The organism is Corallococcus sp. BB11-1, assembly GCF_026626625.1.
Taxonomy (GTDB): domain Bacteria; phylum Myxococcota; class Myxococcia; order Myxococcales; family Myxococcaceae; genus Corallococcus; species Corallococcus soli.
Genome location: NZ_JAPNJY010000044.1, coordinates 125288 through 143401, shown reverse-complemented (window position 1 = coordinate 143401; position 18114 = coordinate 125288). Strand labels below are relative to the sequence as shown.

Here is an 18114-nt window from a genome sequence, read left to right as displayed (position 1 = left end):
AGGCTCCTGGAAGGGGACAGGGAGGGCGCGAGGCCCTCGGAGTCAGGCGTTCAGCCTGGAGGGGAACCAGGGGGCGCGGCCGCCACGGGGGCGACCTCGCTCCACGGGAACGGACGGGCCATGCCGGCCAGCACGCGCCGGGGCCCCACGAAGGACGAGCGCGCGTGGGCCGCGAGCAGGTTGTCGATGACGAGCAGATCTCCGCGCTCCCACGGGAACATCACCTGTTCGGCCTCGTAGGCGGCGCGCAGCGCCCGCATCACCTCCGGCTCGATGGGGCCGCCGTCGCCGTAGTACGTCTGGTTCGGCAGCTCCTCTTCGCCCAGGTCCGCCAGCAGCGCGGAGGCCACCGGCTCCGGCAGCGTGGAGACGTGGAAGAACGTGGCGTGGTTGAACCAGACGGGCTCGCCGGTGACGGGGTGCAGCCCCGCCGCGCGCCGCACCTGCCGCGTGCGCAGGCGGTTGCCGTCGCGCCACTCCACCTGGATGCCGCTGCGCTGGCAGTACGCCTCCACCTCCGCGCGGTCCTCCGTCTGGAACGCCGTCTGCCAGCTCAGCCCCAGGTGGTGGCCGAAGTTGCGGACGTACGTGTAGCCCTGCTCCAGGAACCGTGCGCGCACCTGGGCCGGCAGGCGCTGGAAGATGCGCCGCGTGTCCGCCAGCGGCGTCTCGCCACCCTGTTGCGACGGCAACACGCAGGCGAAGAAGAGGCGCGCCGGGAAGGTCTGGTTGTAGGACTGCTCGTTGTGCAGGAAGATCCGCTCGGACGGCGGGTGGTCCGTGGACGTGTAGATGTTGCCGCTCACCTGCGAGCGCGGCGACGAGCGCTCCTCGTAGGCCAGCGCCTCGTCCGCCAGGGCCTGGATGGCCCGGTCCATGGCCTCGGGCGTCGCCACGTCGAAGCCCCGGAAGAGCACGGCGCCGTGCTTGTGGATCCGCGCGTCCACGAGCGCGCGGTGCGTGCGGCCCCACTCGGCCAGCTCGATGCCCGGCAGCGAGGGGCGGGCCACCACGGGCAGGTGCAGTCCGGGCCGCAGCTCCTCGAAGCGCACCCAGTCCTGGCCGGAGCCGTCCACCTCGCGCCGGCGCAGCTTCGGGAGTGCGCGCTTCGGCTGGCCATCCGTCGTCATGATTCGCTCCCACCGCGACGGCGCACGCCGCGGAACAGTTCCTTGCGCGAGGACTGGAGCGCCTGCGCCCGCTCCTGCTGCCGCTGGCGCTCACGCTCCACCAGCACCCCGTGCAGCTCCTCCAACGTCGCGTCCGGCCGCGCGATCGCCGCCGCCAGCGTCGCTTCGTAGTCCCCGGCCAGCCGGGCGATGGTCGCCGCGTCGAACAGGGCGGTGGCGAAGCGCAGCACGCCCTGGAAGCGGCCCTCGGACTCGGCCAGCAGCACCGACAGGTCGAAGGGCGAGCCGCCGTCGTCGATCTCCAACTGGTGCAGCTTCAGCCCTGGCAGTCGCAGCGCGGGCAGCGGCGCGTTCTCCAGGACGAACATCACCTGGAACAGCGGGTTGTAGCGGGCATCGCGCGGCGGGCGCAGCGCCTCCACCAGCTTGTCGAAGGGGACGTGCGGGTGCGCCTGACCGCCCAGGGCCACCTCGCGCACGCGCCCGAGCACCTGCCGGAAGGTGGGGTTGCCCTCCAGGCCCACGCGCAGCACCAGCTGGTTGACGAACAGGCCAATGAGGTTCTGCGTGCGCGCATGCTCGCGGCTGGCCACGTCCGTGCCCACCACCAGGTCCGTGCGTCCGGTGCGCGAGTGCAGCACCACCAGGAAGCCCGCCAGCAGCGACATGAAGGGCGTGGTGCCTTCAGCCCGGCCCAGCTGCCGCAGCCCTTCGCTGAGCGCGGCGGAGAGCGCCACGGGCTGCCGGGATCCCTCGAAGTGCTGGCGCTCCGGGCGGGGGCGGTCCAGGGGCAGCTCCAGGAGCGGCGGGGCCCCCGACAGGCGCTCCTTCCACCAGGACACCTCTTCGTCCAGCAGCCCCCCGTCCAGCCGGCGGCGCAGCCACGCGGCATGGTCGGCGTACTGCACGGGCAGCTCCGGCAGCGGCGACGGACGGCCCTGCGCGAAGGCCGCGTAGAGCGCGCCCAGCTCCCGCACCACCACGCCCATGCTCCAGCCGTCCGATACGACATGGTGCAGCGTGAGCAGCAGGCGGTGCCGCGTGTCGGAGAGCTTCAACAGCTTCGCGCGCACCGGCAGCTCGCGCTCCAGGTCGAAGGGCCCGCGCGCCTCCTCGGCGGTGAGGCGCTCCGTCTCGGCGGCCTGCGCCGCCTCCGGCGTTCCGCTCAGGTCCACCACCGCGCCCGGGCGCGCCAGCGGCCCGCCCGCCGGAACGGCCGACGGGGTGAGGATGTCCTGTACGCGGCGGCCCTGGGCACGGGGGAAGCGCGTGCGCAGCGCCTCATGCCGGTGGACGATGGCCTCCAGGCTGCGGGTCAGCACGCCCACGTCCAGGTGGCCCTCCAGCTCCACCGCCGCCGGGATGTTGTAGGCCGCGCTGCCCGCCGCGAGTTGATCCAGGAACAGCAGCCGCTCCTGTCCCGGAGACAGCGGCGAGTCCCCACGAGCTCCCGCCACCAGCGGAGGCGGCGCGGCGCTGGGGTGGCGCAGCTCCGCGAGCGCCCTCGCGACGAGCGCCTCCAGGTGCACGCCCTCCAGGAGCAGCGCCACCGGCAGGTGGATCTCCAGCTCCTCCTCCAGCGCCGCCTTCAGCTCGACGGCGTGGATGGAGTCCAGGCCCAGCGCGGTGAGGGGCCGGGTCGGCTCCAGGGCCGACAGCGGCACGGCCAGGGCCCGTGACAGGTGCCCCCGCAGATACGCGCCCAGCAGCTCCGCCCGCTCTGGCTCGGACGCGGCCCGCAGGCCGTCGCGCGTCAGCCGAGGCGCTTCCGGCGTCACGGCGTCGGGGGCGCTCGCGGCGTCGGCGGCGGCCTCGGAGAGGGCCTCCTGGGCGAGGATCTCCAGCTCGTTCGCCAGGTACTGCGTGCGGCACGCGCGCCGCTGCACCTTGCCGCTGGACGTCTTGGGCAGTCCGCCCGCGGGGATGAGCACCACGGTGTCCACGGCCACTTCGTGCGCCTGCGCGATGGCGCGCCGGAGGGCGTCGATGGCGACGGAGGGCTCGCCCAGCACCTTGCGGTCCACCTCCTGCACCACCACGAGCCGCTCCTCGCCGCCCCGGTCCACGGAGAACGCGGCGGAGCACCCCGGGCGCATCGCCGGGTGGCTGGACTCCGCCGTCAGCTCCAGGTCCTGCGGGTAGTGGTTGCGCCCGCGCAGGATGATCAGGTCCTTGATGCGGCCCGCGACGAACAGCTCCCGGCCGGACACGAAGCCCAGGTCGCCGGTGCGCAGGTAGGGACCTTCCCCGGTGTCCGCGCGGCGGGCCCGGAAGGTGGCCTCGCTCTCCTCGGGCCGCTCCCAGTAGCTGCCCGCCACGCTCGGGCCGCGCAGCCAGATCTCCCCCAGCCGGCCCTCGGGCACGGGCTGGTGGGACTCGGGATCCACGATGAGCAGCTCCTGCCCGGGGATGCTCGCGCCGCTGCCCACCAGCGTGCGCAGGTCCTTCGCGTCCACCGCGTCGGAGGCGGCCGGGGCTTCCGCGCGGCCCTGCTGGAGGGCCTCCTGCCGGTACACGCGCTCCACCGGGGGCGCGGCCTTGAGCCCGCCCGACGCGATGAGCGTGGTCTCCGCGAGGCCGTAGCACGGATAGAAGGCCTCCTTGCGGAAGCCCGAATCCGCGAACGCGCGCGTGAAGCGCTCCAGCGTCTCCGCGCGCACCGGCTCCGCGCCGTTGAAGGCCACGTCCCACGCGCTCAGGTCCAGGGCCGCGCGCTGCTCGGGCGTCGTCTTGCGCACGCACAGGTCGAAGGCGAAGTTGGGCCCGCCGCTCGTCGTCGCGCGGTAGCGCGACACGGCCTCCAGCCAGCGCGCCGGCCGCTTGAGGAAGTCCAGCGGCGACAGCAGCACCACCGGGAAGCCCCCGCACAGCGGCTGGAGCACGCCGCCGATGAGGCCCATGTCGTGGTACGGCGGCAGCCAGATGACGCCGCGGCTGTCATCCGAGTGCTCGAAGCACTGGTGGATCGCCAGCGAGTTCGCCAGCAGGTTGCCGTGGCTGAGCATCACGCCCTTGGGCGTGCCGGTGGAGCCGGAGGTGTACTGGAGGAAGGCCAGCGCCTCGCGCGCCGTGCCCGGATCCTTCCAGCCACTCGCCTCGCCATCCTCCACCCCGTCGGTGGCGAGCCACGACAGGCCGGAGAGCGCGGCGGACTGCTCGCCCATGGACTCCATGAAGCCCTGGATGAAGCCCGTGGTGAGCGCGAAGCGCGCCCGCGCGTCCTGGATCACCGCCTCCAGCCGGGGCAGCGTGCGCGCCAGCCGCATCGGATCCGGCGGGTAGGCCGGCACCGCCACCGCGCCGGCATAGAGACAACCCACGAAGGCGGCCACGTACTCAAGACCCGGAGGGTAGAGCAGCAGCACCCGCTCACCCTGCGCACCGCGCGCCTGGAGCGCCGCGCCGATGGCTCGCGCCCGTCGATCCAGGTCTCCGTAGGTGAGGTGCGCCTCCTCCGCGTCGCCATCCACGAGGAAGGTGTAGGCGAGCTGGTCCGGACGCTCCTCCGCCCTGCGACGAGACAACTCCACCAGCGTTGACACTTCCAATAACAACCCTGGCGAGCGCATTCGTTGGGCCGGACGAGATGAGTCGAGCCTCGATACGCTCCCGGAGAACGTTCCTGGGAGTGCGGCGTGGCTCATGCAGCGTGGGCGGAATTATTCGCGGAAGTCGTAGAGTACAGTTAACACAGCACGTTACAAACTGTCCATGGAAGCGGGGCCATTCCGGGGGGAGCGCCTTGATACATCAGGCCTCTGACAAGGCCTTCCGCGCGGGCGTTATCAGGCAGGGCCTGGATGATCCGCGGACAGCGTGTCGCTGAGCTTCACCGTGACGTCGGGGCGGGTGTGCGGAAGCCGCTCCGCCAGGTACTCGGTGAGCACGCGCTCCATGCGCAGGGACTCGTCCTGGACCAGGCGCTTGAGTTCCGCCAGGTGCGTGAGGCTCTGGAGGACCGCGTCCGTGCCGACGCCGAAGTCGATGAGACACGCGACCTCATCCACGTCCCCGTCGAGCAGCTTGTCCACCATGGGGAGGCAGGACGTCACGGTGCCGATGAGCGCCCCGGAGCGGTAGTAGCGCTCGAAGGCGTACGAGGCCAGATAGTCCGCCCACTTGGGTTCATTGATGTCCACCTGGAGGTCCAGGCTCTTCACCATCGTCTGCATCAGCGCCACGTGCGCGCGCAGGTACGCGGTGAGCGGGCCGCGCACGGTGTCCAGCACGTCGTCCACGTCCTGCCCGACGAAGGTGTGCATCATCAGCGTGGCGGTGCGCGCGTCACGCGCGTGGCCGGCCTTGTCCGCCGCCGCGTGGTAGAGGCCGAGCTTCTCCAGGGCCTCTTCCAGGGGCTGGCCCAGCAGGGACGTGAGGACGTTGTAGCCGCCGGCGCCGGTGCGCTCGAAGAGGGCGGGATCCGTGGCGCACGTCACCCAGGTGGGCAGCCGGGGCTGGAGGGGGCGGGGGAAGATCTTCAGCTCCACCTCCTTGCCCACGCCGTCGCGGGCCGTCACGGACTCGCCGCGCCACAGCCGCTCGACCTTCTCCAGGTTCTCCCACATGACGTCGCGCTTGCGGGCGAAGTGCTCCGGGTACAGGGCGAAATCGTTGGGCACCCAGCCGGAGGCGATGGAGATGCCGGCGCGGCCTCCGGAGAGGTTGTCGACGATGGACCACTCCTCCGCGACGCGGAAGGGGCTCTGCAGCGGCAGCACCACGCTGCCCGCGCGCAGGCCGATGTGCTTCGTCATCGTGGCGATGCCCGCGGCGAGCAGCGACGGGTTGGGGTAGATGCCGCCGTGCTCGTGGAAGTGGCGCTCCGGCGTGGAGACGGACGAGAAGCCGTGCGCGTCCCCGAACTTCGCCGCCTCCAGCAGCAGGCGGTACTTGTCGGTGGTGCCGGCGTCCTCGTCCGCGAAGAAGAACAGGCCGAAGTCCAGCTTGCGCGAGCGGCGGCGGGTGGGCACCACGTAGGCGACGAGCTGGGAGTCCTCGACGCGCACGTCCACCTCGCGCACCTCCGGGTGCCAGGCCAGCAGGGCGCGCAGCTCCTCCGGCCCCACGGATGCGCTGGCGGTGGCGGTGGCGGTGCGGCGCGCGGTGCCGCCGTTGGCGTCCAGCACCTCGCCCAGTGAGGACAGCTCGCGGTCCGGTTGCGTGACGAGCACGTCCAGCAGCGCCGCGAGCTGGCCCACCAGGCGGATGACGTCCAGGGGCGCGAAGGCGTTCGCGTCATGGTGCAGCCGCAGCGCCAGCCGCTCTCCGGCCACGGCCTCCACCGTCAGCGGGCAGGGCGGAGGGGCGGCGACGTGGCGGAAGGCACCCAGGCCCTGAGCGCGGGCCAGGGGCTTCAGCGTGTCCTCGTCGGGCGGCTCCCAGGCGAGGACGGCGCTCTGGAAGAGGGCGGCGTCCTCCGGCAGCTTCAGCCACTGGCGGACCTGGGCCTGGGAGACGTGCTCGTGGCGCTGGGCCTCGGACAGCTCGGCCTGGAGGGCGCGCAGCCAGCGCAGGGGCGTGCCCTGGGCGGGGATGGCGAACCGGCGCGGCAGCAGGTGCGCGAAGCGGCCCACGAGCGGCCGGCCCTGGACGAGCGCGGCGGTGCGGCCGGGGACCTGGGCGCCGAACACGACCTCCGCGCTGTCGGTGTGGTGGCGCAGCATCAGCGCCCACGCGGCCTGGAGCAGCGTGCCCAGCCCCAGCTTGTGCTTGCGCAGGAAGGCCTGGACGTTGCCGGACTCCGTCGCGGGCAGCAGCAGTTGTTGCAAGCCCGTGACACCGGGCGCGGCGTTGGTGTCGGAGCGCGTGGGCAGCAGGGTGGGGCGCGGATCCTTCAGCGCCTCGCGCAGGTGGTGCTCCGCGTCCGTCAGGCCCTGGGCTTCCATCCACGCGAGGTACTCGCGGAACGGCCGCGCCTTCTCCAGCGCGGCGTCGGTCTTCTCACGGCCGGCCTGATACAGGCGCAGCAGCTCTTCCAGGCAGAGCCGCGCGGCGCCCGCGTCCAGGGCCGCCGCGTGCCAGGCGAAGACGAGGAAGGAGGACTCCGCGGAGGTGCGCACGACGGACAGCCGCACCAGCGGCGCGGCCGTCAGGCCCATGCCCCGCTTGCGATCCGCCTCCAGCCAGGACTCCAGGCCCTGGGGGGCCTCTGCCCGTTCCAGCGACGGGGAGAGCTTCTCGCGGACCACCTGCATGGGCTCAGGCATCCCCTGGAGGAAGAACGCGGTGCGCAGCGCGGTGTGGCGGCGCACCAGCTCCCGCAGGGCTTCCTCCAGCGCCGCTTCATCCAGGACGCCCCGGGTCGCCGCGACCAGGTGTTCGATGGGCGCTTCCGCCGGGGGCGACGATGGCATCAGCAGCCCCCGCTGGGCGGGGGTGAGCCGGTAGACGTCCTCGACGTTCTTCATGGTGCGCTCGACTCCTCGGCGGTCCGGTCAGCCTGAGACACCGGACACGGTGTGCTTGCGAGGGGGCGAAGTTATTATGGACACCGCCCTCCCGGGAATGACCCGAGGGGCCGTGTCACACATTGTTTCATGGCCCCAGCAGCCGGCCCAGGTGCGCGGCGACGTGCTGGACGTGCTCCGCCCGCAGCAGGCTGTAGTGATCGCCCTGGACCTCCTGGACCTGGGCGTGCGGGACCTGGGCCGTCCAGCCGCGATCCAGCGGATCCGATGCGGGGCGCTCGCTCGCGCGCAGCACGAAGAGCGGCCCTTCGAACGGCCCGGGCTCGTAGTGGCGCATCGCCCGAAGGTTGCTCGTGAAGACGTCGAAGAGCGTGCGCATCTGATCCGCTCCCGTCTCCGGGGCCAGCAGTCCGGCGGACTGGCCCGCGGCGCGCAGCCCTTCGAGGACGGACTCCACGCCGGATTCGGGCTTGGTGAGGTCCAGGGTCCAGGCCTCGCGGTTCACGAGCCCGGCGTAGTCGCTGGCGAAGCGCAGGGCGAGCTCTCGCGGATCCTCCGCGTCCGGTGCCTCCGACCTCGCCTGGACCGGGCTGGGATCGATGAGGGCCAGGACCTCGGTGGTCTCCCCGAGCGCCTGGAGCTGGCGCGCCATCTCGTAGGCCACCAGCGCTCCCATGGACCAGCCTCCCAGGCGGTAGGGGCCCTGGGGTTGGACGGCGCGGATGGCGTCGAGGTAGCTCGCGGCCATCTCCTCGATGCGCTCCAACGGCCGCTGGGCCCCATCCAGCCCCTGCGACTGGAGGCCATAGAAGGGCTGATCCGGTCCCAGGGCCCGCGCCAGCTCCGCGTAGCTCAGGACGTTGCCGCCCACGGGGTGGACGCAGAAGAACGGCCGGCGCGTGCCCTCGCGCCGGATGGGCACGAGCGGTGAGAAGGGCGCGGGCACCTGATGCAGCAGCTCCGCCAGCTGCTCCACCGTGGGCGCCTGGAACAGCGCGGCCAGGGGCAGCTGCCGCTTCAGGCGCTCACGGATGACGGACATGAGGCGCACCGCGAGGAGCGAGTGGCCACCCAGTTCGAAGAAGTGGCTCTTGATCCCGATGGGCTTGATGCCGAGCAGGTCCTCCCAGATGGAGGCCAGCTCCTGCTCCAGGTGACTGCGGGGCGCTTCGTAGTTGCCGGCGAAGAGGGCCGCCTCGGGAGCCGGGAGCGCCTTGCGATCCACCTTGCCGCTGGTGGCGAGGGGGAGGGCGGCCAGCGGGACGTAGACGAAGGGCACCATGTAGTCGGGCAGCCGCTGCTTGAGGAACGCGCGCAGGGCGTTCGGCTCCGGCGCCGCGTCCGACACCACGTAGGCGACGAGGCGTTGATCGCCCGGGACGTCCTCGCGGACCAGGACGGTGGCGTCCTGGATGTCGGGATGGCTTTGGAGGGCGACCTCGATTTCACCCAGCTCGATGCGGAAGCCGCGCAGCTTCACCTGGAAGTCGATGCGGCCCAGGTACTCCAGGGTGCCGTCCTGCGTCCATCGGGCCTTGTCGCCCGTGCGGTACATGCGCTCGCCGGGCTCGGTGCCGAAGGGGTTCGGGACGAAGCGCTCGGCGGTGAGGTGCGGGCGGCCCAGGTAGCCTCGCGCCAGGCCCGCGCCCGCGATGAAGAGCTCTCCGGCCACACCCACCGGGACGGGGTGCAGGTTCGCGTCCAGCACGTAGGTGCGCGTGTTGGGCAGCGGGCCTCCCAGCGAGGGCTTCGTCCCCGGGCGGATTTCGCAGACGGTGGTTTCGACGGTGCACTCGGTGGGGCCGTAGCAGTTGAAGGTGCGCGTGGTTTCGGACGCGGCCAGCACGTTCCAGGTGGCCTCGTCGATGGCCTCGCCTCCAGGGGCCAGCAGGGTGGGCGCGCCCGCGCCTTCCAGCAGGCCCGCCTGGAGCAGCAGCCGCAGCAGGGACGGCGTGCTGTCCATGGCCTCGACCCGGTACTTCCGCTGCCATGCCACCAGGGCTTCCGCGTCCTGCCGCGTGGCCTCCGGGACGATGCACAGGCAGTGGCCGTCGATGAGGTGGATCAACTGCTGCACGGAGGCGTCGAAGGTCAGCGGTGCGTTGACGCTCAGCCGCATGCCGGTGGGCACCCCCTGGTAGACGGTGCGCCGCAGGGCCCGTTGCAGGTTGAGCATCGCGCCGTACCGGATCATCGCGCCCTTGGGCGTGCCCGTGGAGCCGGACGTGTAGATGACGTATGCGAGGTTCTCCGGCGTCGCGCTCGGCTCCAGGTCGTGTTGGGGTAGGGTGGCCCAGGGTGCGTCCTTCGCATCCACATGCACCACGGACACGCCCTCCGGCAGCCAGGACGTGGCGAGGTGTTGCTGCGTGAGGACGACCGTCGCGGCGCAGTCCTGGAGCGCGAACGCGCGGCGCTGATCGGGCCAGGTCGGGTCCAGGGGGACGTAGGCTCCGCCGGCTTTGAAGACAGCCAGCAGGGCGATGAGCATGTCCACGGAGCGCTCGAAGCAGAGGACGACGCGGACCTCGGGGCCCACGCCCAGCGTGCGCAGGTGTCGGGCGAGCTGGTTGGCCTGGGCGTTGAGCTGCGCGAACGAGAGCACGGTGTCCTCGAAGGACACCGCAGGCGCATCCGGCGTGCGGACGACCTGCTGCTCGAAGGCGACGGGGAAGGTGACGTCTTGCGGAAGCTCCTCGCGGGTTTCGTTCCAGGCGTGGAGCAGCGTGTGCCGCTCGTCGGACGTCAGCATCGGCAGCTCGGCGACCCGGGTGTCGGGCGTGGCCACCGCGGACTCGAGCAACACCTGGAGGTGCTTCACGAGCCTCTGGATCGTCTCTTCCCGGAAGAGGTCGGCGCCGTAGGTGATGGAGCCCCGGAGACCTTCCGGTGACGTGGCGAAGGCGAACGTGAGGTCGAACTTCGCGGCGTGGCTCCCCACCTCCACGGGGTGGAGCGACAGTGCCCCCTGCGCCGTGGCGGGACTCGACGCGGGCGTGTTCTGCACGACGAGCATCGCCTGGAAGAGCGGCGTGCGGCTCAGGTCCCGTCGCGTTTGCAGCTCCTCGACGAGCTTCTCGAACGGCACGTCCTGGTGGGCCTGGGCGCCCAGGGTCGTCTCCTTCGCCCGTGCCAGCAGCTGGCGGAAGGTGGGCGCGTCGTCCAGGCGGGCTCGCAGCGCCAGCGTGTTGACGAAGAAGCCGATGAGGCCTTCCAGCTCCGCGAAGCGACGGCCAGCGATGGGCGTGCCGATGACGACGTCATCCTGGCCGGAGTAGCGCGCGAGCAGGGCCTGCGTGGAGGCGAGCAGGACCATGAAGAGGGTGGCTCCCTCCTGCTGGCCCAGGGACTCCAGCGCCTGGCTCACCGACACGGGCAGGCGGAAGTGGACGGAGCCTCCGCGCATGGACTGCACGGGCGGGCGCGGGAAGTCCGTGGGCAGCTCCAGCGTGTGCGGTGCACCCAGGAGTTGCTGCTTCCACCACGCCACCTGTCGCTCCAGCACGTCGCCCTGCAACCACGAACGCTGCCACACGGCGTAGTCGGCGTACTGGACGGGCAGCTCGGGCAGGGGCGAGGGGCGGCCCTGACGGAAGGCTTCGTAGAGCGCGACGAGCTCGCGCACCAGCACCTCGCTGGACCAGCCGTCGGAGATGACGTGGTGCAGGTTGAGGAGCAGGACGTGCTGCTGCGCGGACAGCCGCAGCAGGCTTGCTCGCAGGAGCGGCCCGCGAGCGAGATCGAACGGCGTTCCTGCTTCTTCCAGGGCCAGGCGCCGGGCTTCGGCTTCCGGGGCCTTGTGCGCGGCCAGGTCGACCACCGGCAGATGGAAGGCCATCGGCGGATGGATGTGCTGCACCGGCGCGCCGTCCGCCTCATGCAGGGTGGTGCGCAGGGCTTCGTGACGGCGCACCAGCTCCGTGAAGGCCTGCTCCAGCGCGCCCACGTTCAAGGCTCCATCGAGCCGGAGCGCGGACGGGATGTTGTAGGCCGACCCTCCGGGCTGGAGCTGTTCGAGCAACCACAGCCGCTGCTGCGCGAAGGACAGGGGCAGGGAGGCGTTCGTCCTCGGCGTGGCGACGAGGGCGGGCAGGGCCTGGGTGCTGGGGGCCTGCTCCACGCGCAGGGCGAGCTGCTCCAGGGTGGGTGCTTCGAAGAGGGCTCGCAACGGCAGCTCCACGCCGAAGGCGGCGCGGACCCTCGACACCACCTGCGTGGCGAGGAGCGAGTGGCCTCCCAGCTCGAAGAAGTGAGCTTGCCGACCGATGCGCTCGATGCGCAGCACCTGGGCCCAGAGTTCAGCGAGCTGCCGCTCCGTGCTCGTGCGGGGGGCGACGTAGCGCTCGCGCTGCTGGGTGCTGGCTTCCGGCGCGGGGAGGGCCTTGCGGTCCACCTTGCCGTTGGCCGTCAGCGGGAGGGTGGCCAGCGTGACGAAGGTCGCCGGCACCATGTACTCGGGCAGCCGCTGCTTGAGGAACGCGCGCAGGGCGTTCGGCTCCAGCGCGACGTTCGACCCTGGCGCCGTGTTCGGACCCGGGGTCGTGGTCGGACCTGGTGCCGCGCTCGGCACCACGTAGGCGACGAGGCGTTGATCGCCCGGGACGTCCTCGCGGACGAGGACGGTGGCGTCCTGGATGTCCGGATGGTTTTGGAGGGCGACCTCGATTTCACCCAGCTCGATGCGGAAGCCGCGCAGCTTCACCTGGAAGTCGATGCGGCCCAGGTACTCCAGGGTGCCGTCCTGCGTCCAACGGGCCTTGTCGCCCGTGCGGTACATGCGCTCGCCGGGCTCGGAGCCGAAGGGGTTCGGGACGAAGCGCTCGGCGGTGAGGTGCGGGCGGCCCAGGTAGCCTCGCGCCAGGCCCGCGCCCGCGATGAAGAGCTCTCCGGCCACGCCGACCGGGACGGGGTGCAGGTTCGCGTCCAGCACGTAGGTGCGCGTGTTGAGCAGCGGGCCTCCCAACGTGGGCTTCGTGCCCTTGCGGAGCGCGAAGGTGGTGGCGTCGACGGTGCACTCGGTGGGGCCGTAGACGTTGAAGGTGCGCGTGGTTTCGGACGCGGCCAGCACGTTCCAGGTGGCCTCGTCGATGGCCTCACCACCGGGGACCAGCAGCGTGGGCGCGCCCGCGCCTTCCAGCAGGCCCGCCTGGAGCAGCAGCCGCAGCAGGGACGGCGTGCAGTCGATGGCCTGGACGTGGTGCCGCCGCTGCCATGCCACCAGGGCTTCCGCATCCTGACGCGTGGCCTCCGGGACGATGCACAGGCAGTGGCCGTCGAGCAGTTGGACGAGCTGCTGTACGGAGGCGTCGAAGGCCAGCGGCGCGTTGAGGCTGACGCGCGTACCCGTGGACAGCCCCTGGTAGACGGTGCGCCGCAGGGCTGCGTGCAGGTTGAGAACCGCGCCGTGCCGCACCATCACGCCCTTGGGCGTGCCCGTGGAACCTGAGGTGTAGATGACGTAAGCGAGGTCTTCCGACGTCGCGCTCGGCTCCAGGTCGTGCTTGGGGAGCGTGGCCCAGGGGGCGTCCTTCACGTCCACGCGCACCACGGACACACCCTCCGGCAGCCAGGAGGTGGCGAGGTGTTGCTGCGTGAGGACCACCGTCGCCGCGCAATCCTGGATGGCGAAGGCGCGACGCTGCTCGGGCCATGCCGGGTCCAGCGGGACGTAGGCGCCGCCAGCCTTCAGGACGGACAGGAGGGCGACGAGCATGTCCACGGAGCGCTCGAAGCAGAGGGCGACGCGGGACTCGGGGCCCACGCTCAGCGTGCGCAGGTGGCGAGCGAGCTGGTTGGCCTGGGCGTTGAGCTGCTCGAAGGAGAGCACCGTGTCCTCGAAGGACACCGCGGGTGCTTGCGGCGTGCGGGCGGCCTGCTGTTCAAAGGCGGCGGAGAACGTGAGGCCTTGCGGCAGCGCTTCGCGGGTTTCGTTCCAGCCGTGGAGCAGTTGCTGGCGCTCGTCGGGCGTCAGCATCGTCAGCTCGGAGAGGCGCAGGTCGGGCTGGGCAGTGATGGCCTCCAGCAGCACCTGGAAGTGCCGGGCCATGCGGTTGGCGGTGGCCGGGGTGAGCAGGTCGACGCTGTACTGGAGGGAGCCGAGGAGGCCCTCCGGCGTCTCATTCAAGTCGAGGGAGAGCTCGAACTTGGCCAGGCCCTCCGCGTCGTCCCCGAGCGGGTGCAGGGACAGCGAGGGCAGGGCGAGCGCCTGCACCGGCACGTTCTGCATCGCGAAGAACGCCTGGAAGAGGGCGGAGCGGCTCAGGTCACGCTGCGGCTGAAGCTCCTCGACGAGCTTCTCGAAGGGGACGTCCTGGTGCTCGAAGGCTCCCAGGGTGGACTCGCGCACCTGGGCGAGCCACTGGCGGAAGGTGCTCGCTCCGTCCGCCCGGGCGCGCAGCACCAGCGTGTTGACGAAGAAGCCGATGAGGCCCTCCGTCTCCGCGTGACGGCGTCCCGCGATGGGCGTTCCGACGAGGAGGTCATCCTGGCCGCTGTAGCGCGACAGCAGGAGCTGCCACGCGGAGAGCAGCAACATGAAGGACGTGGCGCCCTCGCGCTGGGCCAGGGATTCGACGGCCCGGCTCAGCTCGGGGGACAGGCGCAGTGGCACCCGGGCGCCCCGGTTGGAGGGGACGGCAGGACGGGGGAAGTCCGTGGGCAGCGCCAACTGCGTGGGGGCTCCCGCGAGCTGCTGCTTCCACCACGCCACCTGGCGCGCGAGCACGTCGCCTGAGAGCCACTGGCGCTGCCACACGGCGTAGTCGGCGTACTGGACGGACAGCTCGGGCAGGGGCGAGGGGCGGCCCTGACGGAAGGCCTCGTAGAGCGCGGCCACTTCGCGCACCAGCACCCCGCTGGACCAGCCGTCGGAGATGGCGTGGTGCAGGTTGAGGAGCAGCGCGTGCTGCCGCTCGGACAGCCGCAGGAGGCTTGCTCGCAGGAGCGGTCCGCTGGCGAGATTGAACGGACGCGCTGCATCCGCGTGGGCCAGACGGCGGGCCTCGGCTTCCGCAGCCTCGTGCGCACTGAGGTCAACCACCGGCAACTGGAAGGCCGTCGGCGGATGGATGCGCTGCATGGGCGCGCCGCCCTCATCCACCAGGGTGGTGCGCAGGGCTTCGTGACGGCGCACCAGCTCCGTGAAGGCCTGCTCCAAAGCGGCAGCGTCCAGGGTGCCTTCCAGCCGGAGCGCGAAGGGCATGTTGTAGGACGCGTCCCCAGGCTGGAGCTGGGCGAGGAACCAGAGGCGCTGCTGCGCGAAGGACAGCGGCAGGCCCGCGTCCGTCCTCGGCGTGGGCCGCAGGGCGGGCAGCGCGGCCGTGTGTCCCGACTGCTGGATGCGCTGGGCGAGCTGCTCCAGGGTCGGAGCCTCGAAGAGGGCGCGCAGCGGCAGCTCCACGCCGAAGGTGGCGCGGACGCGGGCCACCACCTGCGTGGCCAGCAGCGAGTGGCCTCCCAGCTCGAAGAAGTGGTCCTCGCTGCCCACGCGCTCGACGCGGAGCACTTCGGACCAGAGCGCGGCGAGCTGCCGCTCCGTGGGCGTGCGCGGGGCGACGTAGCGGTCGCGCTGCGTGGCGCTGGCTTCCGGCGCGGGCAGGGCCTTGCGGTCCACCTTGCCGTTGGGCGTGAGGGGGAAGGCGTCCAGCGGCACGAAGACGGCGGGCACCATGTACTCGGGCAGCTTCTGCTGGAGGTGGGCGCGCAGCTCGCTCGGGTGGGCGTTGGCGCCGACGACGTAGGCGACGAGGCGCGGGTCCCCGGTGGGGGAGTCGCGGCGTGCCAGGACGAGCGCCTGCTGGACGGACGGGTGCTGGCGCAGGGTGGCTTCAATTTCACCCAGCTCGATGCGGAAGCCGCGCAGCTTCACCATGAAGTCGGTGCGGCCCAGGTACTCCAGCTGGGCATCCGCGCGGCGGCGCACGAGGTCGCCGGTGCGGTACATGCGAGCGCCCGGCGTGGGGCTGAAGGGGTCCGGGACGAAGCGCTCGGCCGTCAGCGCCGGACGGTTCAGGTAGCCCCGCGCGAGCCCCGCGCCCGCGAGGAACAGCTCCCCGGGAACACCGGGCGGCTGCAACTGGAGCCGGGCGTCGAGGACGTAGGCGTGGGTCTCCGGCAACGGCCGGCCGATGGTGGGTTCACCGGCACCCGCGGGCACCTCCAGGAACGTGGAGTAGGTGGTGTCCTCGGTGGGGCCGTAGAGGTTGAAGACGCGCTGGACGGAGCCCGTGGCGTGGAGCGCCCGGGCCAGGGTGCCGGGCAGCGGCTCTCCGGCCAGGTTGACGGTGCGCACCGAGGCAGGGATCGCCCCCGCGCGCAGCAGCTCCGCCATGGCGGAGGGCACGGTGTTGACGAGCGTCACCTCATCGCGCGCTGGCAGCGAGGCCAGCGCGAGGACGTTGTCCGCCAGGAGCACGGTGCCGCCACAACACAGCGGCGCGAACAGCTCGAAGACGGACAGGTCGAAGCAGACGGAGGTCGCCGCCAGCGTGCCGGCGAGCTGCGCGGGTGAGAAGACGCGGCAGGCCCAGTCGAGGAAGGCGGACGCGTTCGCGTGGCTCAGCGCCACTCCCTTGGGCGTGCCGGTGGAGCCCGACGTGTAGATGACGTACGCGAGCGCGTCGTTGGGAACCTCCACGCCGGGAGGCGTGCGCGAGCGTGAGGCCAGGGCCTCCTTCTCGGTGTCCAGGCACAGCACGGCCCGCGGAGCGTTGGCGGGGCCCAGCAGGTCCACCAGGGACTGGAGCGTCACCAGCAGCGAAGCCCCCGAGTCCGCGAGCATGCCCTCCAGTCGCTGCCTCGGGTAGGCCGGATCCAGGGGCACGTAGGCGCCGCCCGCCTTGAGGACGGCCAGGAGCGTCACCAGCAAGTCCTCGGTGCGAGGCAGCAGGACGGCGACGCGAACCTCGGGCCCCACGCCCCGTGCGCGCAGGGCATGCGCCAACTGATTGGCGCGCAGGTCGAGCGACGCGTAGCCCAGGCGCTGGTCCCCGACGATGAGGGCGGTGGCCTCGGGGGTGCGGAGCGCCTGCGCTTCGATGCGCTGATGGAGCGGGGCCCGGCGCAGGGGCTGGGCGTCGGCGTCCCACGCGGTGAGCAGTTGTTCGCGCTCCCCGGTGCTCAGCAGGGGCAGCTCCTGGAGCGGGGCTTCCGGATGGGCCAGTGCGCCTTCCAGCAGTCGTTGGAAGTGGCTGGCAAGCCGGCGGATGCTGTCCTCACGGAAGAGGTCGGTGCTGTACGTGATGGAGCCGGACAGCCCTTCAGGGGAGGCGGAGAAGGCGAAGGTCAGGTCGAACTTCGCGGTGACCTGCTCGACTTCGACGGGCTCGAACGAGAGCTGGGACGTCTGGGGGGCGCGATCGGTCGCGTTCTGGACCAGGAGCATCGCCTGGAAGAGGGGCGTGCGGCTCAGGTCGCGCCGAGGGCGCAGCTCCTCGACGAGCTTCTCGAACGGGACGTCCTGATGCGAGTGGGCCTCCAGGGTGGTCTCCCGCACCTGCGCCAGGAGCTGCCGGAACGACGCCGCGTCCCCCGGGCGGGCCCGCAGGGCCAGCGTGTTGACGAAGAGGCCGATGAGCCCTTCCAGCTCCGCGAAGCGCCGGCCCGCGATGGGCGCGCCGATGACGACGTCGCCCTGGCCGGTGTGGCGTGACAACACCGCGGAGGTCGCCGCCAGCAGTCCCATGAACAGGGTGGCGCCCTCCTGCTGGCTGAAGCTCTCCAACGTCCGCAGCAGCGACGCGGGGAGGCGGAAGTCCACCGAGGCCCCGCGCGTGGATGGGACGGGAGGACGCGCGAAGTCCGTGGACAGCTCCAGGTGCGCCGGCGCATCGGCCAGGTGCTGACGCCACCAGGCGACCTGACGCTCCAGCACGTCACCGTGCAGCCACGAGCGCTGCCACGCGGCGTGGTCGGCGTACTGCACCGGCAGCGCGGGCAGGGCCGTGGGCGTGCCGTCGCGGAAGCCCTGGTAGAGCGCGGCCACCTCGCGCACCAGCACGCCGGTGGACTCGCCGTCGGAGATGATGTGGTGCAGCGTCAGCAGCAGCACGTGCTGGGCCTCACCCAGCCGCAGCAGGTGGGCACGCAGCAGCGGTCCGGTGGCGAGGTCGAAGGGACGCGCGGCCTCCTCACCTGCGAGGCGTCGTGCTTCGGCTCCCGGATTGGCGGAGCCCGTCAGGTCCGTGTGGTGCAGGTGGAAGGACGCGGGCGGGTGGATGTGCTGTACGGGCACGCCCTCATGCTGCGCGATGGTGGTGCGCAGGGCTTCGTGCCGGTGCACCAGCGCTTCGAAGGCGCGCTCCAGCGCCGTCGCATCCAGGGAGCCGTGGATCCGCAGCGCCACGGGGATGTTGTACGCGGACGAGCCCGGTTGGAGCTGGTCCAGGAACCACATCCGCTGCTGGGCGAAGGAGAGGGGCGGCGGCGCGTCCGTGCGCGGGACGGGCACGAGCGGGGGGAGGTCCCTGGCGCGGCCCGCGTGCTCGATGCGCGCGGCGAGCCTCCGCAGCGTGGGCTCCTCGAAGAGGGCGCGCACGGGCAGCTCCACGTCGAAGGCCGCGCGGATCCGGGCGATCACC

The 18114-nt window shown here is 71.9% G+C and carries 4 protein-coding genes (1 of these 4 running past the window's edge); all 4 read right to left on the bottom strand.

Annotated features, from left to right (window positions below):
* Window positions 1-50 precede the first annotated feature (50 nt).
* The gene (locus OV207_RS36835) at window positions 51-1130 is read right to left on the bottom strand and encodes a TauD/TfdA family dioxygenase (RefSeq protein ID WP_267559751.1); all 1080 of its coding nucleotides are present in this window, start codon (window positions 1128-1130) and stop codon (window positions 51-53) included.
* Window positions 1127-4660, bottom strand: coding sequence for a condensation domain-containing protein (locus tag OV207_RS36830; RefSeq protein WP_267559750.1), 3534 nt, complete (start codon window positions 4658-4660; stop codon window positions 1127-1129). Before OV207_RS36830 ends, OV207_RS36835 begins: the two co-directional genes overlap by 4 nt.
* 255 nt (window positions 4661-4915) lie before the next feature.
* Window positions 4916-7537, bottom strand: coding sequence for a MupA/Atu3671 family FMN-dependent luciferase-like monooxygenase (locus tag OV207_RS36825; RefSeq protein ID WP_267559749.1), 2622 nt, complete (start codon window positions 7535-7537; stop codon window positions 4916-4918).
* 127 nt (window positions 7538-7664) lie between these two features.
* A protein-coding gene (locus OV207_RS36820; protein WP_267559748.1) for a non-ribosomal peptide synthase/polyketide synthase crosses the window boundary here: on the bottom strand, window positions 7665-18114 show its final stretch. The gene runs 18770 nt beyond the window's last position; only the last 10450 of its 29220 coding nucleotides appear in the window; its start codon lies beyond the right edge, outside the window; the stop codon is at window positions 7665-7667.

Bases quoted from the DNA above. Each gene is read 5' to 3' on its own strand.
- OV207_RS36835 (WP_267559751.1), bottom strand. From the start codon at position 1,130: ATGACGACGGATGGCCAGCCGAAGCGCGCACTCCCGAAGCTGCGCCGG.
- OV207_RS36825 (WP_267559749.1), bottom strand. From the start codon at position 7,537: ATGAAGAACGTCGAGGACGTCTACCGGCTCACCCCCGCCCAGCGGGGG.